The sequence below is a fragment of the Chlamydia serpentis genome (assembly GCF_900239945.1).
Taxonomy (GTDB): Bacteria; Chlamydiota; Chlamydiia; order Chlamydiales; family Chlamydiaceae; genus Chlamydia; species Chlamydia serpentis.
In genome coordinates this window covers 425170-447074 of the sequence record NZ_LT993738.1, presented here as the reverse complement: position 1 = coordinate 447074, position 21905 = coordinate 425170, and the positions used below count along the sequence as shown (strand labels likewise).

The following is a 21905-nucleotide window of genomic DNA, read 5'->3' as shown; positions in this document are numbered from 1 at the left end:
TGTATTTCGGCTATTAATTGATATCTTTGTTACACCAAAGTACAAGGCTCTCCTTCCTAAGACTGGAGCCCGAATTATCAGTAATTCCTGTGCAAAACGGATAGCTTGTATCTTTCCTCTACAGGTAAACACGGCATGCTCTGCCGCTAAAATAACTCTACCGATTACTAGGTTTTAAGGCAAATTGGATCGTTGATTTCGCGAAGCAATCATGAACGAAGAATCAAGGGAAAAGACTATTATAAAATTCTCTAGCAAAGCATGAAATAAATGACAGGTGATTCCTTATGTGTCTATAATTGTTAAAACAAAAATAAAGGAATTAACGAGTGAATGCAGGATCTTTTTTGATTGTTTTACTGTAACTCATAAGTAAGGCATCAGCATCATTAGCAATTGCTGGTATGGGACAAGAAGAAAGGTAAGTAGCAATTGCTGAAGCTTCTTCAATACGTCCTAAGCAAAAGAGAGCCTTCGTTTTATTTAAAAGTGTAGGCAGGTGATCTCCTTGCATCCGCAGGGCTTGGTCTAGGATAGCTAACGCTCGATTGTTTTCTCCAATTTGGAGATAGAGACCTCCAAGAGTTTGGTGATCATAAATACTTAAGGGATCTAGGATAACCAAAGCTTCAAAAAAAAGAATTGCCTTAGAGTAATGGCCTTGGCGAAGAAAGGAGTAGCCTGAAATTCTGAGTTCTTCTAACTCGTCATCCCCCCAACCCAAAATTGCTTTCCATTCATTATCCAACATAAATTAGCCTTGAACAAATTGAAAAATACGAGAGATGACATAGTCTATCATAACATTTGTAGATTTGATACCGAGGTCTAAGGCTTTTAAGAGAACCTTTCCTTGTTGAACTTTGGGATCTTCATGTTCGTCTTCGTCTTCGTTTTTATCATGATCTCTGTCTTGTTCTTTATAGCATAAAAATGGGGTAACTTGACTGCGATAAGAAAATTTCCCCCGAGTCAAAACTTTTAAGAATGACGAAATTTTTTCTATATCTTCATCTTGTTGATCAGGAGATCCTAAAGAAGGAACAAGATAGGGAGTTGAGAAACGCTGTTTATAAAAATTATTTGGGGGGGCAAAACATGCCCAATGAGACTTATGATTCGTTTGTAAAAGAGAAGTTAAGGCAGAGGGTTTCGGATTCATATCCAAAATTTGAGCATGCTTGGCAACATCACGAATTGATATGCCCTCCATTTGAATTTCTTTACGAAAGTCACTGACTATTTTGTTATTAGAAGCATGCTGCTCATATATAGAAGTGCTATAATTGAAAATTTCTACCATCGTAAAGCCTTAAAAACCGTCTCTCTCTAGATGATAGTACGACCTAGGAAAAAGTCAATAGTCTTGATGGGGAGAAAGGATCTTTCTATTTATTTGAGGGATTCTAAAGAAACATTCTACTATCCAAAAGCTTTTTTCTTGAAATTGATCTTGTCACTCAGGGGTGGTCAATCTAAAAATGTTAAGTGAAGGGAAGACTTTCTTCTTTCTATATAATGATGTATATTTTCCCTTTCTTCATGGCAAGAGTTTAGGAAACAAGCATGTCCCAACCTGCACATATTCCAGTATTAGTTGATGAATGTGTATCTTTATTTGCTGAGCGTCCTCCACATACTTTTCGAGATGTGACTTTAGGAGCTGGAGGGCATGCTCAAGCTTTTCTTGAGACCTATCCTTCTCTAATTTACTACGATGGCTCAGATCGAGATCCCCAAGCTTTAGCAATTGCGGCACAGTGCTTAAAGACATTTGAGGATAAAATACGACTTTCCCATGCCTCGTTCTCTGATCTTGCCCAACGTTCTCCAGAAAAGCTTTATGATGGAGTTTTGGCTGATTTAGGAGTCTCTTCAATGCAACTTGATAATCTCTCCCGAGGATTTAGTTTTCAAGGAGGAAAAGAAGATTTAGATATGCGCATGGATCAAACAAAAGGGCTTTCTGCAAGCGATGTCCTCAATTCTCTAAAGGAAGAAGAACTGGGTAGGATATTTCGTGAACATGGTGAAGAGCCTCAGTGGAAATCTGCTGCTAAAGCTATAGTTCATTTTCGTAAGTATAAGAAAATTCTTTCGGTGGAAGATTTGAAAGAAGCTCTCGTTGGTGTTTTTCCTCACTATCGCTTGCGTAAAAAAATCCACCCACTTACCTTGATTTTTCAAGCTCTACGTGTTTATGTGAATAAAGAAGATTCTGAATTGAAAAGTTTGCTAGAATCCGCTATATCCTGGTTGGCTCCTCAAGGTCGGCTTATCATTATTTCTTTTTGTAGTTCTGAAGATCGTCCTGTAAAATGGTTTTTCAGAGAGGCCGAAGCTTCTGGCTTAGGAAAGATTATTACAAAGAAAGTCGTTATGCCCTCATATCAAGAAGTACGCAGAAATCCTAGATCGCGATCAGCAAAGCTACGATGTTTTGAAAAAGCTTCCCCATGAACAAAAGTCGTTTTCTACGTTTACTCTGTTGTCTATGTTTTTGTGGCAGCCTCTTTTATTGCTATATTAACAAGCAGAACACACTTACAAAATTACGACTTGAGATTCCTTCTTTATCCATACGTTTACGTCAGCTTGAACAGCGGAATGTTTCCTTACATTTTCTAATTGATAGAATAGAAAGGCCAGATCATCTAATGGAAATAGCTACTCTTCCCGAATACCAGTATTTGGAATATCCTTCGGAAGAAAACATTTATATTTTGTCCTATGAGTTACCGTAAGCGTTTGATCCTGATTGTTTTGGGGGTATTTGTTCTCTATGCTCTTTTAGTCTTGCGCTATTATAAAATTCAAATTTGTGAAGGAGACCGCTGGGCTGCAGAAGCCATAGGGCAACACGAATTTTATGTTCGTGATCCTTTTCGGAGAGGAACCTTCTTTGCTAACACTACCTTACGTAAAGGAGATATTGATCTCCAACAACCGTTTGCTATCGATATTACAAAATTTCATCTTTGTGCAGATCCTCTAGCGATACCTGAATGTCATCGTGATGAAGTTGTTCAAGGAATACTCCAGTTTATAGAGGACGGTACTTATGAGGAGCTTTATCGAAAGCTAGATAAGAAGTCTCGATACTGTAAACTCTACCCTTTGTTAGATATTTCTATCCATGATCATTTATCTGCTTGGTGGAAAGGATTTGCAGTACAACATCGGCTACCCGCGAATGCTTTATTTTTCATTACTGATTATCAACGTTCCTATCCTTTTGGGAAGCTTCTTGGTCAGGTTTTGCATACTCTAAGAGAAGTTAAAGACGAAAAGACAGGGAAAGCCTTCCCTACAGGAGGCTTAGAGGCTTACTTCAACCACCTTCTTGAAGGAGAAGTTGGAGAAAGAAAATTACTGCGCTCTCCTTTGAACCGCTTGGATATGGATCGTGTGATAAAAATGCCTAAAGATGGATCTGATATCTATCTGACAATAAATCCTGTAATCCAAACCATCGCAGAAGAAGAATTAGAGCGGGGAGTTTTAGAAGCTAAGGCTCAGGGTGGTAGGTTAATTCTGATGAATTCTCAAACTGGAGAAATTTTAGCTCTTGCCCAATATCCTTTCTTCGATCCCACAAATTATAAAGAATACTTTAATAACAAAGAACGCATAGAACATACCAAAGTATCCTTTGTAAGTGATGTATTCGAACCTGGATCGATTATGAAACCTTTAACTGTAGCGATTGCTCTACAAGCTAATGAAGAAGCGGAACGACAATTACAGCAAAAGATTTTTGACCCTAAAGAGCCTATCGATGTTACCCGAACAATATTTCCTGGACGTAAAGGATCTCCTCTCAAAGATATCTCTAGAAATTCTCGGTTGAACATGTATATGGCAATTCAGAAATCTTCCAATGTATATGTAGCTCAATTGGCCGATCGTATTGTACAGTCTTTAGGCGTATCTTGGTACCAACAAAAACTACTTGCTCTTGGTTTTGGGAAAAAAACAGGTGTAGAGCTTCCTAGTGAGGCCTCAGGTTTAGTCCCTTCTCCTAATCGCTTTCATATTAATGGTGCTCCAGAATGGTCGTTATCTACTCCGTATTCATTAGCTATGGGATACAATGTTTTAGCAACAGGGGTACAAATGGTACAGGCATATGCTATTCTTGCTAACGGTGGATATGCTGTACGACCGACATTAATTAAAAAAATCGTTTCTCCTTCGGGAGAGGAGCAAAGTTTTTTCCCTAAAGAGAGGAAAAGAATCTTTTCAGAAGAAATCACTAAAGAGGTTGTGCGCGCAATGCGCTTCACAACTGTCCCAGGAGGTTCAGGATTTCGAGCTGCACCTAAGCATCACTCTAGTGCAGGAAAAACAGGGACTACAGAAAAGATGATTCATGGAAGATATGATAAACATCGTCATATTGCTTCTTTTATTGGTTTTACTCCTGTAGAAAACTTTGGGCAAAATTGTCCGCCATTGGTAATGCTCGTTTCTATAGATGATCCTGAATACGGCGTACGAGCTGATGGTACCAAAAATTATATGGGAGGACGTTGTGCAGCACCTGTTTTTTCTAGAGTTGCTGATCGTACGCTTGTTTATCTAGGAATCCCTCGAGATAATAAAACAAGGAACTATAATCAAGAAGCTACTGAGTTAAGAAAACTTTATGAAGAATGGAATCGTCCCTCCAGGTGAATATTCTTTTGGGTTTCTATAGACTAAGAAATAGATTGGCAAAACCTTGAAAATTGACTCTAAGCTTTTTGATAACAAGTTTAGAGTCAATTTCGAAAAAAATCTGTTAACCTATTGAACGGTTATTCCTCAAGAAGATCATCGCATAATGGCCTTTCATCATCAGTAGGTAGAATAAAGATTTCGGAATCCGATGAAGGAGTAGTTCCCCAGCGAACGCTAAATCCGTTTTCTTCGTTAACAAATGTTGGTTGGATTCCGAGTTTTTCTAAGCGGCCCAGAATTACATACCCACATCCTAGTTTTTCTCGGTCTCCTATCTTCTGCATATTGAAGAAGACATCGGGAAATAGAGAAAACCCTTCTTTAGGTTGCGTATCAAAGAAAATGCATCTTTGTTGATCTGCAGATACATGCGGATCCCGTGCTAGTCCCTGGTTTAACATTCCTTTATTAAAGATCTGGTTTAGTAGCATTTTTGCTAAAATTCGCTTACTTGCGTATCCGAGGACATTCTTACTTAGTCTACTATTATCTACTAAGGTATGTTCTGTATAGAAGATGTTGTTTAGTTCGATACTCTCCTCTCCTTCATAAGTATATAAGGATTGTACGAAAGAAGATCCCCACAATAGAGACGAAAGATCTAAATCGTCAAGAATACGTTCTATATTCACTGATAGGTATAGCTCAGAAATCTCACCCGAATCATTCTGTGTTATTAGGACATTCTGATACTTACCTGGGACATAGAAGAATCCCGCAGGAGCATTCAAGAGAGCATTTTTAAGAATTGTTGGATGCTCTAAAACTTTTTCGGGCAGTTGTTGAGAAATTACTGAAGATATGTAGAGAATACGGCATGTTTTTTTGAAATTCGCGCGCAATAGACTACGTAGAGCTAAAGCAATGAGCGATAGAGGCAAAAATAAAAAGGATAGAATCTTTAAGATCTTTACGCAAGTAGATACATCAACATTTTCACGTACAGCAATGCCATATCCTGAAGAATCTATGGAAAGGATTCTAGTGCGTTCTCCTCCTAAGAAGAAGTAAGAGTCTAAGTACTCGAGCAAACGGTTTTGGAGAGAGTTAGCAGTTTCTGAAGCAAACACAAAATTACTCATAATAATAACTTTTGTTTTAATAAATTATTTTTCGTTAAAATTATAAGTTAAAACGCTTTTATTAAAAAGTTCGATTATTAAATCATAATAAATTTTTGATTATTAAATTTTTTAATTTGATTTTTTGTTGATGGTAAGGCTGATAAAAAATGGTAGTCAGAAGGATCCTATCGTAAACGAAAACCAATCGTTTAAAATGTATTATAAATCTTCTTAACAGAGTTTAAGACTTTTTATTCACAAGAATCATTATCATTTAAAAGTATTAAGATCCTTACTCTTCTAGCCCTAAAGTGATCATCGAGTATACCTATCAACTTAGGTACTGCTTGAAGATGTTGTTGATAATAACAAGGTTAATAGTAGTCAAATTTACAAGACAACTCAATGACTCATTTTTACTCTCTAAATGTTTGGTTATTTGGGAAAATATGGTTTTTATTGTCTTTGGGATTCGTAAACAATCCTGGGTCAATGAAACAATTTAGAGAATTTTTATTTGGAGGTAAGTAAGAACTTTATGGACAGTTTTTTGTGATTACTTGTATAGTGTTCGGATTGAATTTTTTCTGGCCCAAGAGTAAAGAAATTCTGTATAACAGTCCTTAACAATGTGTTTTTAACCGCCGTAGAAAGAGCGTGTCTTTAGAAGGCTTTTTATGAAAAAAATTGTTTTTTGATGATTCTTGGAGTGTAAATGGATTTAAAAGAATTGCTCCAAGGGATTCAAGCCAAAATTTATGGGAAAATTCGTCCTTTCGAAGTGCGCAACTTAACACGTGATTCCCGTTGTGTTGGTGTTGGGGATGTCTTTATTGCCCATAAGGGAAGACATTATGATGGGAATGATTTTGCTGCTCATGCTGTAGATAACGGAGCTATTGCTGTTTTGTCCTCGTTGTACAATCCCTTCCTTCCCATTGTTCAAGTGATTACTCCTTATTTAGATAAGTTAGAAGCCGAGCTTTCCGCAAAATATTACGACTATCCCTCAAATAAGCTGTATACTATAGGGGTTACAGGAACGAATGGAAAAACTACGGTAGTATCTCTAATTAAAGCTCTGTTGGATAGCTATCAAAAGCCTTGTGGACTTTTAGGAACAATAGAACATATTTTGGGAGAAGGGGTAATCAAAGATGGATTTACTACTCCTACACCCGCTCTCCTACAGAAATATCTAGCGACTATGGTGCGTCAAAATAGAGAGGCTGTGGCTATGGAGGTTTCCTCTATAGGACTGGCTTTAGGTAGGGTGGCCTATACAAATTTTGATGCGGCAGTTTTAACAAACATTACTCTTGATCATCTCGACTTTCACGGCTCATTTGAAACTTATGTTGAAGCAAAAGCGAAGCTTTTTTCTTTCATACCATCTTCAGGGCTTGCTGTAGTCAATGCGGACTCTCCGTATGCGTTGCCATGTACTGAGAACACATCGGCAAAAATTGTAACCTATGGTATAGAAACCCGAGCTGATTATCAAGCGACCGACATTCAACTTTCTTGCTTCGAAACTAAATATACTTTAATACATCGTGAAGAGAAATTTGCCTGCTCTTCCCTATTTATTGGCAAACATAATGTCTATAATATGCTTGCTGCAATCTCTACAGTTCATGCAACTTTGAATTGCGACCTTATTGAACTGCTAGAAAAAATAGGCCATTGTCAACCTCCTCCAGGTCGTCTTGATCCCGTGCTTATAGGTCGCTGTCCCATATATATTGATTATGCGCATACTCCTGATGCTCTCGACAATGTTTTAACAGGATTAAGTGAACTACTTCCTAAAGAGGGAAGGTTGATTGTTGTTTTTGGTTGTGGGGGAGATCGAGATCGAAGCAAACGTAAGTTAATGGCTCAGGTTGTCGAGCGTTACGGTTTTGCTATTGTAACTTCAGATAACCCTAGAGGCGAGTCTCCTGAAGATATTATAAATGAGATTTGTCAGGGATTTTATTCAAAAAACTATTGTATCAAAATCGACAGAAAAGAAGCAATTACCTATGCTCTGTCTATTGCCTCAGATAAAGATATAGTGTTAGTAGCAGGAAAAGGGCATGAAGCTTACCAAATATTTAAGCATCAAACAGTTGCCTTTGATGATAAGCAAACTGTTTGTGAGGTGCTTGCTTCCCATGTCTAAACAACTCTCTTTTTTTGCTTTATGTGTGTTAGGTAGTAACCCTATTTTTGCGCAAACACCCAATCCTCCGCAACGTGTACGACGCAGTGAGATTGTATTTATAGATCCTGGTCATGGAGGAAAGGATCAAGGCACAGCAAGTAAGGAATTTCATTACGAAGAGAAAACCCTTACTTTATCTCTTGCTTTAGCAGTTCAAAGTTACCTTAAGCGGATGGGTTATAAGCCTCAGCTTACTCGATCTTCTGATGTATATGTTGATTTGGGGAAGCGAGTAGCTTTGGCTAATCGTGGTCAAGCTGATGTCTTTGTTAGTATCCATTGCAATTATTCTTCAAATACTACTGCCTTTGGGACAGAGGTCTATTTTTATAACGGTAAGAATGGTTCCATGTCTAGGAATCGTATGTCAGAAGGATTGGGTCAGAATATTTTAAATGCTATGGGGAAAAATGGCATCTTGAAGTCTCGAGGTTTGAAAACTGCAAACTTTGTTGTAATTAGAGATACTTCTATGCCAGCAGTCTTGGTGGAAACTGGGTTTTTATCTAATCCTCGTGAACGCGCTGCTTTACAAGATACTCGTTATCGTATGCATATAGCAAAAGGCATCGCTGAAGGCGTTCACAACTTTCTTTCTGGATCTAGTTGTCAGAAACCAAAACAGAGTACCGTTAAAATACGTAAATTACAGATACAAGCAAGTTAAGATTTAGGAATTACAGGTAAACAATCGTCCTCGATGCGATTCGAACGCATGGCCTGCTGCTTAGGAGGCAACCGCTCTATCCTGCTGAGCTACGAGGACGCAAGGAATAGCACTTTACCAAGTTAGATTAAAGAAGTCACGTGTTTGATGCACATGCTAGAGGTTTAGGGAATGTTTTTAAGATAAAAAGGATTTCCTTAGCTGCTAGAAATATAGTTATTCGTATTAATCCATATGGTTTATAGTGATTGCGCATTTTTTAAAAAATGTCTTGAATCCAAAGGATGAATAGATATGATGAGCTTATACTTCAAAAGTTTATTATTTACCGTTACTCAACGAGCTACTTTAGGGCACTTTAATAGGAGGCATTGTCTAACATGGCTACCATGACAAAGAAGAAACTAATCAGCACGATCTCACAAGATCATAAAATTCATCCTAATCACGTACGTACTGTGATTCAGAATTTTCTAGACAAAATGACTGACGCCTTAGTCAAGGGTGACAGGTTGGAGTTTAGAGACTTCGGTGTTTTACAAGTAGTAGAAAGAAAACCCAAGGTAGGGCGTAATCCCAAGAATGCAGCAGTCCCTATTCATATTCCTGCTAGACGCGCTGTGAAGTTTACTCCAGGAAAAAGAATGAAACGCTTAATAGAAACTCCTAATAAGCATTAATTTGCGTAATCTTCTCTGTCATCGGTTATTAGAGTCAAGTTATAGAGTTCTTACAGACTTGACTCTAAATTTTTTTGTTATTATCGTTTGACACAGTGCTTTTCTGATCAAATTATACGTGATAATGGGACTACAGTCTGGGTTGCAAAAATGTATAGAAGTGTCCCAAAATTTAAATTTTGATGCACAAGTAAAACAGTTTATTTATGCTTGCCAAGATAAAGCTTTAAGAAAGTCTGTCCTTAAAACTTTTCGTTACCATCCTTTACTAAAGATTCACGATATTGCTCGGGCTGTTTATCTTCTGATTGCCTTAGAAGAGGGTGAGGATCTAGGCTTAAATTTTCTAAATATGCAACAGCATGGATCGGGAGCTGTAGAATTATTTTCTCGTGGAGGCTTTCTCTGGAGAGGGTTGCCGTATCCTGCTGAACATGCAGAATTCGGCTTACTCATTTTACAGATTTCAGAATTTTATGAAGAAATTCGGGCGTGTGTCTCTAAAATAGGGAGTTTTCAACAAGCCATGTTTGATCATCAGGGAGTAGTATTTCCTTCGCTTTGGAGTCAGGAATACTCTCGACCTCTAAAAGAAAAAACAGGATTAAGCCAATCATTTCTTTTGCAATTGGGGATCCAAATTCTCCCTGAGTATGACCTTATGGATCCTGCTTTAGGGTTTTGGATGCAAAGGACTCGATCTTCGTCTGCGTTTGTAGCAGCCTCTGGATGTCAAAGTAGTCTTGGAGCTTATTACTCGGGAGATGTGGGTGTTATTGCCTACGGACCGTGTTCTGGAGATATTAGTGATTGCTGTTACTTCGGAGGCTGCGGAGTTGCCAAAGAGTTTTATTGTCAAAAATCTTCTGAAATTACTGAAATCTCTTTTCTTTCTTCTACAGGAATACCTCATCCGAGAAATACACGATTTTCTTATATTCAAGATTCTTATGCAGATGTTCCGTTATCTTGTCATATAACCGTTTCTGATAAGCAATGTCGAGTGGATGCTATTTTCGATAAGAAGACTCCTGCAACGACCTTTTCTATTTTCTGTAAAGGAAATAGCTGTCAAGTTATAGATGGTCCGCGTTTACGTTCGTATTCGTTGGATTCTTATAAAGGTCCTACTAATGACATTACTATTCTTGGACAAAATGATATTATGAATATTTCTTGCGTAGGCACTTATATGGAAATTTTTGCTTTACAGGGTAAAGAAAAATTTTGGAATGCAGACTTTTTAATTAATATTCCTCCGAAAGAAGATAGAGTCACTTTAATTTTTGAAAAAACCACGCCCTAAATGAGAAAAATTCTTTTATGAATATAAATTAATTTTAGGTCCGTAATTGTGTTTAAGAATTGTTTGTATTAAAATGATTCTTTTTGTACGAGGAGACTATATTCTAATGGAACTTCTTCCACATGAAAAACAAGTAGTTGAATATGAAAAGGCTATAGCTGAGTTTAAAGAAAAAAATAAGAAGAATTCACTCCTATCTTCTTCAGAGATTCAAAAATTGGAAAAGCGACTAGATAAATTAAAAGAAAAGATCTATTCGGATTTGACTCCTTGGGAACGTGTACAAATTTGTCGTCACCCTTCACGTCCTCGGACTATCAACTATATTGAAGGCATGTGTGAGGAGTTTGTGGAACTCTGTGGAGATCGGACATTCCGAGATGATCCAGCAGTTGTTGGTGGTTTTGCAAAGATTCAAGGTCAGCGTTTTGTCCTTATTGGCCAAGAAAAAGGATGTGATACAGCATCTCGCCTGCATAGGAATTTCGGTATGTTATGTCCTGAGGGCTTTAGAAAAGCCCTCCGATTAGGAAAACTGGCTGAAAAATTTGGCTTGCCAGTGGTCTTTCTAGTAGATACTCCAGGAGCCTATCCTGGACTGACGGCCGAAGAAAGGGGACAAGGTTGGGCGATTGCTAGAAATCTTTTTGAACTTTCGAGACTCGCTACCCCAGTAATTGTTATTGTCATTGGCGAGGGTTGTTCAGGTGGTGCTTTAGGAATGGCCGTAGGGGACTCTGTAGCCATGCTGGAACACTCTTATTATTCTGTGATCTCCCCAGAGGGTTGTGCCTCGATTCTTTGGAAAGATCCTAAGAAAAATAGTGAAGCAGCCTCTATGTTGAAAATGCATGGAGAAAATTTACAACAATTTGCCATTATCGATACTGTAATCAAAGAGCCTATTGGGGGAGCACATCACGATCCTAAATTGGTGTATAGTAACGTGCGTGAGTTTATAATTCAGGAATGGTTAAGATTAAAAGATCTAGCTATAGAAGAGCTATTGGAAAAACGCTACGAAAAATTTCGCTCTATAGGTCTTTATGAAACTACTTCTGAAAGCAATCCTGAGGCATAAAAAACATCTTATTATTTTAGGATGTTCTCTACTTGCAATTCTAGGACTTACATTCTCGTCTCAAATGGAGATTTTCTCTCTAGGGATGATAGCAAGAACAGGTCCTGATGCTTTTTTGCTTTTTGGTCGTAGGGAAGCAGGGAAACTTATAAAAGCCTCAGAACTTAGTCAAAAAGATGTTTTAGATAGTTGGCAAGCGATTACCAAAGATTCAGAAACTATCACAGTCTCTCAAGCAACAGCATATATTGCTGAATATGGGAAGAGCACGACCTCTTTAACCAATAAGCTTTCGAATTATGTGCGCAAATATATAGATATTAATCGTTTTCGAGGATTAGCAGTCTTCTTAATCTGTGTAGCCATCTTTAAAGCTGTCACGTTATTTTTTCAGCGTTTTCTAGGGCAGGTCGTTGCTATCCGGGTAAGTCGAGATTTGCGTCAAGACTACTTTAAGGCATTGCAACAGCTTCCAATGACCTTTTTTCATAATCATGATATTGGGAATTTAAGCAATCGGGTAACAACAGATTCGGCAAGCATTGCTTTAGCCGTAAACTCACTGATGATTAACTACATTCAAGCTCCTATTACCTTTATACTAACATTGGCTGTTTGTTTGTCTATTTCTTGGAAGTTTTCGGTTCTTATTTGCATTGCCTTCCCTCTCTTCATTCTTCCTATTATTTTGATTGCTAAAAAGATTAAAAAGTTGGCAAAACGCATTCAAAAAAGTCAAGATTCCTTTTCTTCAGTTCTTTATGATTTTCTTGCTGGAGTGATGACTGTAAAAGTCTTTCGTACGGAAAAATTCGCCTTTACAAAATATTGTGAGCATAACAATAAAATTTCAGCTTTAGAGGAGAGAAGTGCGGCCTATGGTTTGCTACCACGACCTCTCCTTCATACTATAGCCTCTTTATTTTTTGCCTTTGTTATTGTCATTGGAATTTATAAGTTTGCTATTCCTCCTGAAGAGCTCATTGTCTTTTGTGGTTTGCTTTACCTAATCTATGATCCTGTTAAGAAATTCGGAGATGAGAATACTTCAATCATAAGGGGATGTGCTGCTGCAGAGAGATTTTATGAAGTTTTAGGTCATCCTGATCTTTATACCCAAAAGTCTGAGGAGATCGAGTTTTTAGGACTCACTAAGACAATAAGATTTGAGAACGTTTCTTTTGGTTATCAGAAAGATGAACAAATAATTAAAGATCTCACCTTTACCCTACGTAAAGGTGAAGCTCTAGGAATTGTCGGCCCTACAGGTTCTGGGAAAACTACACTTGTTAAATTATTGCCTCGTCTTTATGAAGTCTCTCAGGGAAAAATTCTTATTGATGATCTCCCTATCAGGGAGTATAGCAAAGCATCTTTAAGGAACCACATTGCATGTGTCTTACAGAATCCTTTCTTATTCTACGATACGGTTTGGAATAACCTTACTTGTGGGAAGCTTATTAAGGAAGAAGATGTTTTAGAAGCGCTAAAGCGTGCTTATGCTGACGAGTTTGTCTTAAAGCTTCCACAAGGAGTACACAGCCTACTTGAGGAATCGGGAAAAAACCTATCGGGAGGCCAACAACAGCGCCTCGCAATAGCACGTGCATTATTAAAAAATGCCTCTATTCTAATTTTAGATGAGGCAACCTCAGCGCTAGATGCTATTAGTGAAAATTATATTAAGAATATCATTGGAGAGCTTAAGGGTCAGTGTACACAGATTATTATTGCTCATAAGCTGACGACTCTTGAACATGTCGATAGAGTCCTCTACATAGAAAACGGTCATAAAGTTGCTGAAGGAACCAAAGAAGAACTTCTGCAGACTTGTCCTGCATTTTTAAAAATGTGGGAGTTATCAGGAACTAAAGAGAGCGAAAATATTTTTGTGCCACAACACGAAATTACCAATACTAAAGACATGGCAACAATACCTTAGGAGGAGTTGCCGTCTTAATAAGCTCTGGTAGTGCCTTTAGCAGGATTTGAGTGAGATTTTCCGAAAGTTTTTGGGCTCTCTTGTCCAAAGGATTGTCACCTGGAATTGTATAATCTGAAACGATCTTTAGAAAAGCACACGGAATCTCATAATATGCTGCTTCCGAGGCTATAGCGTAACCTTCCATATCTACAAGTTTAAAAGTTTCATGGAACCCGTAATGGTAAGTTGTCGGGGATGTTACAAGAGAGTTTTGAGGCAATGAATCTGGTAGAGATTCAAGTACGTAGTGAAGATCTTCAGTAAGCCTTGGAGGAGAGTCGTTAGAGAGTTTCCCTATCTGATTGATATTATAACACTTGCCTAAAGGGATTTTAGGGGAACATGCTCCTGCAAAACCTAGATTAATCCAGAGGTCATAATCCGTAGATGATCGAGGATAGTTTTGAAGAGCTTCTAACATCGCCATACTTCCCCAAACGTGCACAATGTAGAGATCTAGATGATAATTCGGTCCAATATGACTATAGAGATTATGATTGATCTGTTTAAAGGAAAGAGTCTGAAGTAAAGGAGAAATTTCTCTATAATCGGCAACAATACAGAAGATCTTTTTAAGCGTATTGACAACATTCATGAGCTTTCCAAAGGATTTGTAGAGCTTTTTTCCCGGTTTTAGATAAATAGAAAGTTTCTTTGTTAACGTAAGTTCCTATGAATCTATGAATCACCATAATATTCTTATTTTTAGAGTATTCTAAAGCTTTTTTTGCAGCGCGTTCAGTATCCCTTAGAGAATACATTAAAGACTCTCTTAGTGCTTGAGTCAGAGCCTTAACTGTAGCAAGAGGAATACATTTAGCAATTGCTAAACATCCTAAAGGCAATGGAAAAATAGTCTTACGATGCCAAAGTTCTCCAAAATCTGCTCGTAATATTAATTCAGAGTTATAGCTGAAACGTTCTTCATGAATTAGAGTTCCTCCAGATACCCTTCCTGAGAGTATAGCATCTAGAATTTTATCGTAGGACATAGGAACTAGTGTTGCCTTTGGATAATAAAGCTTACATAGAGCATGTGCAGTTGTTGTTTCTCCAGGAGTTGCCAAAGTATCAAGAGGCCTTTCAGGATCTAAAGAGAGGACTATAGGACCGCAGTTATATCCTAGAGTGTTTCCTACATCCATAAGATCATAATAGTTAGAAATTAAAGGAAACAATGCTGCTGATATTTTTATAAGAGAGACCCGTCGTTGGAGAGCTAAGGTATTTAAAGTTTGGATATCAGCAATAGTCACCTGATTAAGTAGAGGCTGTAACTGAGGGTTTTCTAGAAAAGAACGGAAGAGAAAAATATCGTTCGGACAAGGAGAAAAGGCAGCCGTAAGTATCATGTTGGTTGATGTAATAAATCGATCGCAGCTTTGATGTTTTTATTTTCAGGTTTATCTAAAGCACCCTGATTTTCTAACCACTCGAAGTAAGACCTAGGGATATCTACAAGAGGTTGTCCCTTATATTTACCAAAAGGCATTTTAAATATTTTAGGATGATAGTTTTCTTTTAATAGGTTCAAGATTTGATTAGGTTGTAAATCACCAGTTAAAGCAGAGAATACCTTCTGTAATATAATAACATCATCCAAAGCTCTATGTGCTTGATTTTCGCAAAAACCATAGACCTGCCTTAGATATTGTAAATTATGTTTTGGTAGATCAGGGCGGTATTTCCGAGCCCATTTTAATGAATCTATAGTGCGATTTGTCAAAGGTTCTAAGGAATGTCTAAGACATTCCTTAGCCAATAAAGGGAAATCAAAGGCATCGTTATTATGCGCAACTAGAATGCTACTGTTCCCACAAAACTTCCTAAATCCCTCATAGGCCTCAGGAAATGTCGGAGCAGAAATCACCATATCTGTAGTGATACCATGAATTTTTGATGCTTCTTCAGGAATCGGAATTTCTGGATTTACATAAGTAAGAAAAGATTCTTGAGTTACACTGTTATAAGCAGCAATTTCGATTACGCGATCTTTCTCTATCTGTGTTCCTGTAGTCTCTGTATCATAGAAAATAAGAACATCCATAGTAATTACTCATAATGTTTTTCTTTTTGTTCTTGTAGTGCTTGACGTCTTAATTCGTCTAAATTCATGTTTCCAGAGGAAATTAGACCAATAGCATGCGAAAAGCTATCACAGACTAGCTTTATTGTATCGATGTATATACGCAATAACGTATCATGAATTTCTCCGTTTAGACAGGGCAACACCAATCGATAAAATATTAACCCCTGTTCCTCATCCATTCCAAAGCCAGGAATATCAATATCTCTGTTTAGAAGATGAAGTAAACGAGCTGTTGGTCCTTTATGAGCGTCATAAAGCTGATAAGGAAGATAGCAAATGAGTTGTAGTATTTCTCCTTCATTACGGATTACAAAAAATAACGGGAGGTCGTTGTCATTAGCTTGAATGTTAATGTAAATAAGACCACTTTCTCGTTCTAATAAAGGTTCTTGATCCGAATTTTTTAGAAATTTTGTTAGATTATTTTGATTTAATGTCCACGTTGTCATTTAGGAAATACTCCAAGTTGTTCCTAGAGCCTGCGTTATCGCTGGCTGATCATACTAGATTTAGTCTTGCTTCGTCTGTTGTTTTTTTTGGATCTTCTGTATCGCTTTACTAAGAAAGTCAGAAGTTGGACAGGAAGAAACATGTTTATGGTTTTCTTGAAGGAGATGATTGATATCAGTATCGGGAGGAAATTCCGCAAGCAACGTAATTTTCTCTGCAGTTTCTGCTATCACAAATGTTTTATTTACAACACGAATAAGGTAAATAGAAGTCTTTGGTGTTAGAGAGCGTCGTTCTAAAATTTTAATTTGAGAAGAACCTCCAAACCCATGACCTCGGGATTTTACAAATTTTTTAAATGCCCAGACACCGACTCCAAAAATAGTCAAAAGTAGAACCAAAGACCCAAGCATTTTATACATTTCTAGCTTCATGTTTCCTGGAAACATTTCATGTACAGAAATGGATTCCTGAATATTCTCTACAAGAGCAAGCTCATCAGAAAGCTTGAAAACTAGAGAAAAAAAATTGAAAAACATACTGTAGGACCTATGATTATCTTTTTAAAATTGTAGTCCTGGACTGATTTGTACCCAACTACATAATAAGTAATAATGAGATATAGTTTTAGTCGATGCTATATAAATTATAGTCTAATGATTTCCAAGTACAAATTAAACCGCAATCATGTATATTCCTGCAAGTGCAGTCTAGAGAGCTTCATAGATCCTTTGAATGTAGTTCGCAGCTCCCTATTCTTTTCTAGGTGTTCTCTCTATTTGTGAGAGTGGACATATAGGTCTTGCAGAGACTAAATGAATAACAGTTGGTAGATTAAAAAAAATTTGGAGTTGCCTGAGAAATTCCTTGGCAGCGCTTAATGAAACTATGGTGATGCTATGGAAAAATTACTAGTAACTGATATTGACGGTACGATTACCCACCAATCCCATCATTTAGATTCAGAGGTGTACGCTAAGCTTTATTCTCTTTATGAATCTGGATGGAAATTATTTTTCCTTACAGGAAGATATTACAAATATGCTGCACGTTTGTTTTCTAGTTTTGAAGCTCCCTATTTATTGGGATGCCAAAATGGTGCATCCGTATGGTCTTCTGTATCATCAAACCTTCTTTACTCTAAAAGCTTACCTTCTGAGCTTCTCTGTATTCTACAAGATTGTATGGAAGGAGCTACAGCTATCCTCTCCGTAGAAGCAGGGGCTGCTTATGGGGATCATTATTATCGCTTTTCACCGACCCCTGTCGCCCAAGATTTACATGAGTATGTAGACCCTAGATATTTCCCTAATTCCAAAGAGAGAGAGACTCTGTTCGAAACATGTTCTTTAAAAGATGAATATCCTTTTTCTAGCTTTGCTGCAGGAAAAGTTTTTGGACTTCGAGACGAAGTTATCAGAATTCAAAAAGAGCTCGAAAAGCAAGAAGAGCTGACTCTTTCTATGACTATGACTTTAATGCGCTGGCCTTTTGACTTTCGCTATGCAATTTTATTTTTAACAGATAAGAGCGTTTCCAAAGGTAAAGCTTTAGACCGTATTATTGAGATACTTTATAACGGAAAGAAACCTTTTGTCATGGCTTCTGGAGATGATGCTAATGATATCGACCTTATTCAGCGTGGAGATTTTAAGATTGTCATGAGTTCAGCACCCGAAGAGATGCATATCCATGCGGACTTCCTTGCTCCTCCAGCCGAAACAAAGGGTATTCTTTCTGCTTGGGAAGCTGGCGTCCGCTATTATGAAGGGCTTATGAGTTTTTAGGAAACATTTCTGGACCAATTCCCATGATGTTGGCTCCATGGTCTACATATAAGGTTTCCCCAGTAATTGCTGAAGCTAGAGGAGATGCTAAAAAAGCAGCAACAGCACCAACTTGCTCTGCGGTCATAGGCTCAGGAATAGGTGCCCATTCTTGATAGTAATCTACCATCTGTTCAATAAAGCCAATTGCTTTTCCTGCACGGCTGGCTAGTGGTCCTGCAGAGATCGTATTGACACGGATTCCCCACCGACGGCCTACTTCCCAGGCAAGTGTTTTGGTATCACTTTCTAAAGCAGCTTTTGCTGAACTCATTCCTCCTCCGTATCCGGGAACAGCTCGCATAGAGGCTAAGTAGGTGAGTGATATTGTGGATCCACCACGATTCATAATTGGACCAAAGTGAGAGAGAAGGCTAACAAAAGAGTAACTAGAGGTGCTTAAAGCTGTTAAATAGCCCTTTCTTGACGTTTCCAATAGAGATTTAGAAATCTCAGGACTATTTGCTAGAGAGTGCACAAGAATATCAATATGGCCAAAATCTTGTTTTACTTTTTCAACAACCTCTACTATCGTGAATCCCTCAATACCCTTGTAACGCTTGTTCTGAGCAATCTCCTCAGGAACATCCTCTGGGCTATCAAAACTTGCGTCCATCGGATAGACTTTAGCAATTTCTAATAGACTGCCATTACATAATTTTCTTGATTCATTGAATTTTCCTAAATCCCAAGATTGAGAAAAAATTTTGTAAATAGGCACCCATGTTCCTACAAGAATCGTAGCGCCTGCTTCTGCGAGAAGCTTAGCAATACCCCAGCCATATCCTTGATCATCACCAATACCTGCAATAAATGCTACCTTTCCTGTTAAATCAATTTTTAGCATGAATCCGCCTTATATATTCTTTGAAGCTTCTTGGAAGGAGAGTAACAAATCCTTTGATTATTCAGAAAATCTTTTGGAGTCTTGAGATCATCTACATTTTATTAGATCTAAGACAATCGAGTATAGGTGTCATAAATTAAATTTTTTTCTTTATTCATTTTGTAGAATGCCTTAAGTTTTTTTGCTTTTTAGAGATAAAGATGATGTAAGAATTAGAACTTTTGAAAAACAGTACGAGACCTCGGTGCGTTTTGTCTGAGGTTTTTACATAGGAGGTCGTTTGACAAATCCTTTAGGAAAAAACTTTGCATCCTCTGGTGTACCGCTGACTACAACTTCTTCCAGATCGCCAGTAGTATCTACTTCATCTACCGCTCAGGGTATATTCTCTAACACGACTACGGTATCCTCTGCATCAGTGCCCGGGATATCTGGCTTAGCAGGAATACCAACGGAACAATTAAACTTCTTGATTAGTGTATTGAAAGGGCAAACATCTACCTCACCTTCTCCAGCAGTCCAGCTTACTCATTTATTACAACAAGTGATTGGAGCTCAGCAAGGAGGAGGGGGCTCGACTACATCCCCTGATAATCAACTACAGCAGCTCCTTAGCTTGCTAACCCAAGCTAGCACTTCCCAACAAGGGTGGGGTAGCAGTCAAACAGGAAACTCTATACAAGCTTTATTAAACTTATTATCTGCAGCAGGATCTGCTGCAACTAATCCACTCGGAACTGCTGCATCCTTGGCTCAGATCATTTATGCAGCAGTGACGAGCCCTGAAGCTAAGAGGGCCAGTCAGTTTTGTTACGACCACTGTGGAGATTCTTGCCAGAACAATTGTTGTTGTCCTGCTTGTGGTGTTCCAGATGGCAAGTATGGTTGCGGTGGATTTGGCCGCTTATTTTGTGGTTTATGGAAGAATTGTTGCGGGATAAAAGATAACCAAAATAATTCAACTATTTCTTTAGAAGCACTTGAAGATTTAGAAAAAAAGTATGGAAAAGCGGTGCTTTTGACAGCTTTGAGTCAGCTCGGCGTTGACACATTGAGTTTGTTGTCAGGAGTACCACTAGTTGCTTTCCCTAGTTGTGAACAAATTGTTGGCGAATGTGAACGATGTTCTATGGACTTTTCTGAGATCTTAAAGACGCAGAGCATGGATATGTGGGCAGATGCAGCGACTTATGTGAATGATTTACTACAGGATACTTTTTGGAATAATGCAATTAGCTCAGGGATTGCCAAATGCTCGGATCTACAACATGAAGCAAGTTACGAAGGAAAAATAATCGTTACTTCTCCTTGGGGAGGGGGAGACGATCAGGTTTGTAGTTTGTTTGATATGGAAAGGATTGGGATGACTTTATCACTCCTTAATGTATTTTCTAAGGAAAAACAAAAAGAGACGTGTATAGGGATTCGGTTATCGGCTTCTTGTATGCATTTATTAGCATGTATTTTTTCTGCGGCTACAAATGGAGGGGTAACACCTATCTGGTTAACTAAGAATCAAATGATGGCTTTGGTTGTTGTAGTTTTAGCTTACTATCAATGTTATTTTGTACCAGGAACTGGTGATTCCCAACGTGCGAACCTTTTAGAAAAACCTAGTGTACAGGCTGTTATTGAAAGAGGCATGCGCATGCGTGTAGAAACTGAAAGGAAACGAGGAGCATTTCGAACAGGGGGCAAAGCTGCGGCTAAAACTCGGCATCTTAATCAAGGACTTTCCTTATCAAATTATATGGAATTGGCTGAAACATGCTTTAAGAAAACTTCTGAAAAAATGTCTTTATTAAATGATCCTAATAATGTTTCGGGAAGAGATCAATGCATACACCGATGTTCTGAGGCATGGGCACGTGCTGCAGGGATTGGTCCCACTGCTCCAGTCACACATTCTCAGCAACCTTCCTCATTAAGATCGACTATCACGACTCAACCTTTGCCTGGGACTCAGTCTTCTAGCACGAGTTGTCCTTTAGGCATTGTTAGTTCTGCAACGGGATCTAGTTCAGTCGCGGCGGGGAATGTAGGGGATAGCGGTAATGGGAATAATGGGACTCTAGTTTAGTAGTCAAAAAGATTTTTTAACCTCTTTCTGATTATTTTGCCTTTTGAAATGGTAGATTCTAATTGTGAAGAAGGTGGCGAGCACATTCTCTAGGATCTTCAGTTGTTGATGCAGAAACTTTTAAGAGAAGATTTGAGAATGGCGAAATGAATTCTAACGATTGGGCATGGAGTAAAGGCCGGAAGACGCGAGGCGGTTGTTTTTTCGGCCCGTAATCAACATCTCCCACAATAGGGCAACCAAGAAGCTGCATTTGTAATCGGATTTGATGTGTTCTTCCTGTAATGGGTTTGCAAAGCATTAAAGTATATTGTTTATAGCTTTGCATGACTAACCATTCTGTAATAGTGAGTTTTCCTTGAGATGGTGGTGTTGAACCAAAAATCACTGCTCCGCATCTTCGATATACAGGAGCTGTATATGATCTTATGACTCCAGATTTTTTTTTAGGGTGACCAAAAACCAAAGCTGTGTATTGTTTATAGATTTTTCTTTGTTTGAACAATTTCATAAGCTCCATAGCAGCTTGTTTAGATTTTCCCATGAGAAGACATCCTGAAGTGCCTTTATCTAGTCTATGTACAGTAAACAATCCTGTGGCTTGGGAAATTTGCTCGGTAGTCATGTGAGGAGGTTTATCATAAATAATGATAGAATCATCTTCCCAAAGGATGCTGAGTTTTTCCTGTATTGAGGTTACAAGTGAGAGAGTAACGTGGTCTCCTGGCTGTATTTTGTAGGATTCAAATCTTTCTACAAATCCATTTACTTGGCATCGGTGTTCACGAATAGCAGATAGGATGTTCTTTTTGCTATGATTTGGCAGTTGAGACCGAAGGAAAGAGGAGAGTCTTGAAACTTCTGTTATGAGCCAGGAAAATTTTTCCATAAAGCACTGTA

Annotated in this window: 21 protein-coding genes and 1 tRNA gene; 11 read left to right on the top strand and 11 right to left on the bottom strand. The window is 38.1% G+C overall.

Going from position 1 to position 21905, the window contains the following annotated elements; translation table 11 throughout:
• Nucleotides 1-322: 322 nt before the first annotated feature.
• On the bottom strand, nt 323-751 hold the full coding sequence (locus C834KP_RS01935) for a type III secretion chaperone (protein ID WP_108896519.1): 429 nt from the start codon (nt 749-751) through the stop codon (nt 323-325).
• A 3-nt stretch (nt 752-754) separates the two neighbouring features.
• Nucleotides 755-1303, bottom strand: coding sequence for a DUF5399 family protein (locus C834KP_RS01930; RefSeq protein WP_108896518.1), 549 nt, complete (start codon nt 1301-1303; stop codon nt 755-757).
• Between the two features lie 263 nt (nt 1304-1566).
• On the opposite strand from C834KP_RS01930, the gene rsmH reads away from it, so the two are divergent.
• The 3 genes from rsmH to C834KP_RS01915 are packed head-to-tail and all read left to right on the top strand — an operon-like array spanning nt 1567 to nt 4677.
• Nucleotides 1567-2460 carry a 16S rRNA (cytosine(1402)-N(4))-methyltransferase RsmH gene (gene rsmH / locus C834KP_RS01925; RefSeq protein WP_108896517.1) on the top strand — a complete coding sequence of 298 codons (894 nt, stop codon included), beginning with the start codon at nt 1567-1569 and terminating at the stop codon, nt 2458-2460.
• Nucleotides 2457-2744 (top strand): hypothetical protein, encoded by a 288-nt coding sequence (locus C834KP_RS01920; RefSeq protein WP_108896516.1) that lies wholly within the window; start codon nt 2457-2459, stop codon nt 2742-2744. The genes rsmH and C834KP_RS01920 overlap by 4 nt, the downstream gene beginning before the upstream one ends.
• Nucleotides 2731-4677 carry a peptidoglycan D,D-transpeptidase FtsI family protein gene (locus C834KP_RS01915; RefSeq protein WP_108896515.1) on the top strand — a complete coding sequence of 649 codons (1947 nt, stop codon included), beginning with the start codon at nt 2731-2733 and terminating at the stop codon, nt 4675-4677. Before C834KP_RS01920 ends, C834KP_RS01915 begins: the two co-directional genes overlap by 14 nt.
• Before the next feature lie 122 nt (nt 4678-4799).
• Here C834KP_RS01915 and C834KP_RS01910 read toward each other — a convergent pair whose 3' ends face one another.
• On the bottom strand, nt 4800-5804 hold the full coding sequence (locus tag C834KP_RS01910) for a DUF648 domain-containing protein (protein ID WP_108896514.1): 1005 nt from the start codon (nt 5802-5804) through the stop codon (nt 4800-4802).
• A 697-nt stretch (nt 5805-6501) separates the two neighbouring features.
• Here C834KP_RS01910 and C834KP_RS01905 point away from each other — a divergent pair.
• Both C834KP_RS01905 and C834KP_RS01900 read left to right on the top strand, forming a co-directional pair.
• The gene (locus C834KP_RS01905; protein WP_108896513.1) at nt 6502-7953 is read left to right on the top strand and encodes a UDP-N-acetylmuramoyl-L-alanyl-D-glutamate--2,6-diaminopimelate ligase; all 1452 of its coding nucleotides are present in this window, start codon (nt 6502-6504) and stop codon (nt 7951-7953) included.
• Nucleotides 7868-8662, top strand: a complete 795-nt coding sequence (locus C834KP_RS01900; RefSeq protein WP_108896512.1) for an N-acetylmuramoyl-L-alanine amidase family protein — start codon at nt 7868-7870, stop codon at nt 8660-8662. Before C834KP_RS01905 ends, C834KP_RS01900 begins: the two co-directional genes overlap by 86 nt.
• Nucleotides 8663-8687: 25 nt before the next feature.
• Here the strand turns inward: C834KP_RS01900 and C834KP_RS01895 are convergent.
• Nucleotides 8688-8761 (bottom strand) — tRNA-Arg (locus C834KP_RS01895).
• Between the two features lie 281 nt (nt 8762-9042).
• On the opposite strand from C834KP_RS01895, the gene C834KP_RS01890 reads away from it, so the two are divergent.
• The 4 genes from C834KP_RS01890 (at nt 9043) to C834KP_RS01875 (ending at nt 13671) form a co-directional block, all read left to right on the top strand.
• Nucleotides 9043-9342, top strand: a complete 300-nt coding sequence (locus C834KP_RS01890; RefSeq protein WP_108896511.1) for an HU family DNA-binding protein — start codon at nt 9043-9045, stop codon at nt 9340-9342.
• A 124-nt stretch (nt 9343-9466) separates the two neighbouring features.
• Entirely contained in the window at nt 9467-10648 is a 1182-nt protein-coding gene (locus tag C834KP_RS01885) for a hypothetical protein (RefSeq protein ID WP_231911698.1), read from the top strand.
• A gap of 106 nt (nt 10649-10754) precedes the next feature.
• Complete coding sequence (locus C834KP_RS01880) at nt 10755-11729, top strand: acetyl-CoA carboxylase carboxyltransferase subunit alpha (RefSeq protein WP_108897128.1); 975 nt, start codon at nt 10755-10757, stop codon at nt 11727-11729.
• Nucleotides 11695-13671: an ABC transporter ATP-binding protein gene (locus tag C834KP_RS01875; RefSeq protein ID WP_108896509.1), complete on the top strand. Its 1977-nt coding sequence runs from the start codon at nt 11695-11697 to the stop codon at nt 13669-13671. Before C834KP_RS01880 ends, C834KP_RS01875 begins: the two co-directional genes overlap by 35 nt.
• On the opposite strand, the gene C834KP_RS01870 is transcribed toward C834KP_RS01875, so the two are convergent.
• From C834KP_RS01870 to C834KP_RS01850, 5 genes are read right to left on the bottom strand one after another with little or no spacing between them, the layout of a single operon-like run.
• Complete coding sequence (locus C834KP_RS01870; RefSeq protein ID WP_108896508.1) at nt 13646-14308, bottom strand: phosphorylase family protein; 663 nt, start codon at nt 14306-14308, stop codon at nt 13646-13648. The two genes, C834KP_RS01875 and C834KP_RS01870, sit on opposite strands and share 26 nt — an antisense overlap.
• Nucleotides 14286-15065 carry a 1,4-dihydroxy-6-naphtoate synthase gene (locus C834KP_RS01865; RefSeq protein WP_108896507.1) on the bottom strand — a complete coding sequence of 260 codons (780 nt, stop codon included), beginning with the start codon at nt 15063-15065 and terminating at the stop codon, nt 14286-14288. Before C834KP_RS01865 ends, C834KP_RS01870 begins: the two co-directional genes overlap by 23 nt.
• A complete protein-coding gene (locus C834KP_RS01860) occupies nt 15062-15760 on the bottom strand; it encodes a putative quorum-sensing-regulated virulence factor (protein ID WP_108896506.1) in 699 nt (232 codons plus the stop codon). Before C834KP_RS01860 ends, C834KP_RS01865 begins: the two co-directional genes overlap by 4 nt.
• 5 nt (nt 15761-15765) lie before the next feature.
• Nucleotides 15766-16251, bottom strand: coding sequence for a type III secretion system chaperone family protein (locus C834KP_RS01855; RefSeq protein ID WP_108896505.1), 486 nt, complete (start codon nt 16249-16251; stop codon nt 15766-15768).
• A 60-nt stretch (nt 16252-16311) separates the two neighbouring features.
• Nucleotides 16312-16791, bottom strand: coding sequence for a FliO/MopB family protein (locus tag C834KP_RS01850; protein WP_108896504.1), 480 nt, complete (start codon nt 16789-16791; stop codon nt 16312-16314).
• A 360-nt stretch (nt 16792-17151) separates the two neighbouring features.
• On the opposite strand from C834KP_RS01850, the gene C834KP_RS01845 reads away from it, so the two are divergent.
• On the top strand, nt 17152-18039 hold the full coding sequence (locus C834KP_RS01845) for an HAD-IIB family hydrolase (RefSeq protein WP_108896503.1): 888 nt from the start codon (nt 17152-17154) through the stop codon (nt 18037-18039).
• Here the strand turns inward: C834KP_RS01845 and C834KP_RS01840 are convergent.
• Nucleotides 18026-18925 (bottom strand): enoyl-[acyl-carrier-protein] reductase, encoded by a 900-nt coding sequence (locus C834KP_RS01840; RefSeq protein ID WP_108896502.1) that lies wholly within the window; start codon nt 18923-18925, stop codon nt 18026-18028. The two genes, C834KP_RS01845 and C834KP_RS01840, sit on opposite strands and share 14 nt — an antisense overlap.
• Nucleotides 18926-19205: 280 nt before the next feature.
• Here C834KP_RS01840 and C834KP_RS05335 point away from each other — a divergent pair, with 280 nt between their 5' ends.
• Complete coding sequence (locus C834KP_RS05335) at nt 19206-21005, top strand: hypothetical protein (RefSeq protein WP_197709724.1); 1800 nt, start codon at nt 19206-19208, stop codon at nt 21003-21005.
• A gap of 58 nt (nt 21006-21063) precedes the next feature.
• Here C834KP_RS05335 and C834KP_RS01830 read toward each other — a convergent pair whose 3' ends face one another.
• Nucleotides 21064-21894 carry an RluA family pseudouridine synthase gene (locus C834KP_RS01830; protein ID WP_108896501.1) on the bottom strand — a complete coding sequence of 277 codons (831 nt, stop codon included), beginning with the start codon at nt 21892-21894 and terminating at the stop codon, nt 21064-21066.
• Between the last annotated feature and the right edge of the window lie 11 nt (nt 21895-21905).

Excerpts from the sequence above, each read along its gene's own strand:
- C834KP_RS01935 (WP_108896519.1), bottom strand. The coding sequence starts at position 751 with ATGTTGGATAATGAATGGAAAGCAATTTTGGGTTGGGGGGATGACGAG.
- C834KP_RS01930 (WP_108896518.1), bottom strand. The coding sequence starts at position 1,303 with ATGGTAGAAATTTTCAATTATAGCACTTCTATATATGAGCAGCATGCT.
- rsmH (WP_108896517.1), top strand. The coding sequence starts at position 1,567 with ATGTCCCAACCTGCACATATTCCAGTATTAGTTGATGAATGTGTATCT.
- C834KP_RS01920 (WP_108896516.1), top strand. The coding sequence starts at position 2,457 with ATGAACAAAAGTCGTTTTCTACGTTTACTCTGTTGTCTATGTTTTTGT.
- C834KP_RS01915 (WP_108896515.1), top strand. The coding sequence starts at position 2,731 with ATGAGTTACCGTAAGCGTTTGATCCTGATTGTTTTGGGGGTATTTGTT.
- C834KP_RS01910 (WP_108896514.1), bottom strand. The coding sequence starts at position 5,804 with ATGAGTAATTTTGTGTTTGCTTCAGAAACTGCTAACTCTCTCCAAAAC.
- C834KP_RS01905 (WP_108896513.1), top strand. The coding sequence starts at position 6,502 with ATGGATTTAAAAGAATTGCTCCAAGGGATTCAAGCCAAAATTTATGGG.
- C834KP_RS01900 (WP_108896512.1), top strand. The coding sequence starts at position 7,868 with ATGAAGCTTACCAAATATTTAAGCATCAAACAGTTGCCTTTGATGATA.
- C834KP_RS01890 (WP_108896511.1), top strand. The coding sequence starts at position 9,043 with ATGGCTACCATGACAAAGAAGAAACTAATCAGCACGATCTCACAAGAT.
- C834KP_RS01885 (WP_231911698.1), top strand. The coding sequence starts at position 9,467 with ATGGGACTACAGTCTGGGTTGCAAAAATGTATAGAAGTGTCCCAAAAT.
- C834KP_RS01880 (WP_108897128.1), top strand. The coding sequence starts at position 10,755 with ATGGAACTTCTTCCACATGAAAAACAAGTAGTTGAATATGAAAAGGCT.
- C834KP_RS01875 (WP_108896509.1), top strand. The coding sequence starts at position 11,695 with ATGAAACTACTTCTGAAAGCAATCCTGAGGCATAAAAAACATCTTATT.
- C834KP_RS01870 (WP_108896508.1), bottom strand. The coding sequence starts at position 14,308 with ATGAATGTTGTCAATACGCTTAAAAAGATCTTCTGTATTGTTGCCGAT.
- C834KP_RS01865 (WP_108896507.1), bottom strand. The coding sequence starts at position 15,065 with ATGATACTTACGGCTGCCTTTTCTCCTTGTCCGAACGATATTTTTCTC.
- C834KP_RS01860 (WP_108896506.1), bottom strand. The coding sequence starts at position 15,760 with ATGGATGTTCTTATTTTCTATGATACAGAGACTACAGGAACACAGATA.
- C834KP_RS01855 (WP_108896505.1), bottom strand. The coding sequence starts at position 16,251 with ATGACAACGTGGACATTAAATCAAAATAATCTAACAAAATTTCTAAAA.
- C834KP_RS01850 (WP_108896504.1), bottom strand. The coding sequence starts at position 16,791 with ATGTTTTTCAATTTTTTTTCTCTAGTTTTCAAGCTTTCTGATGAGCTT.
- C834KP_RS01845 (WP_108896503.1), top strand. The coding sequence starts at position 17,152 with ATGGAAAAATTACTAGTAACTGATATTGACGGTACGATTACCCACCAA.
- C834KP_RS01840 (WP_108896502.1), bottom strand. The coding sequence starts at position 18,925 with ATGCTAAAAATTGATTTAACAGGAAAGGTAGCATTTATTGCAGGTATT.
- C834KP_RS01830 (WP_108896501.1), bottom strand. The coding sequence starts at position 21,894 with ATGGAAAAATTTTCCTGGCTCATAACAGAAGTTTCAAGACTCTCCTCT.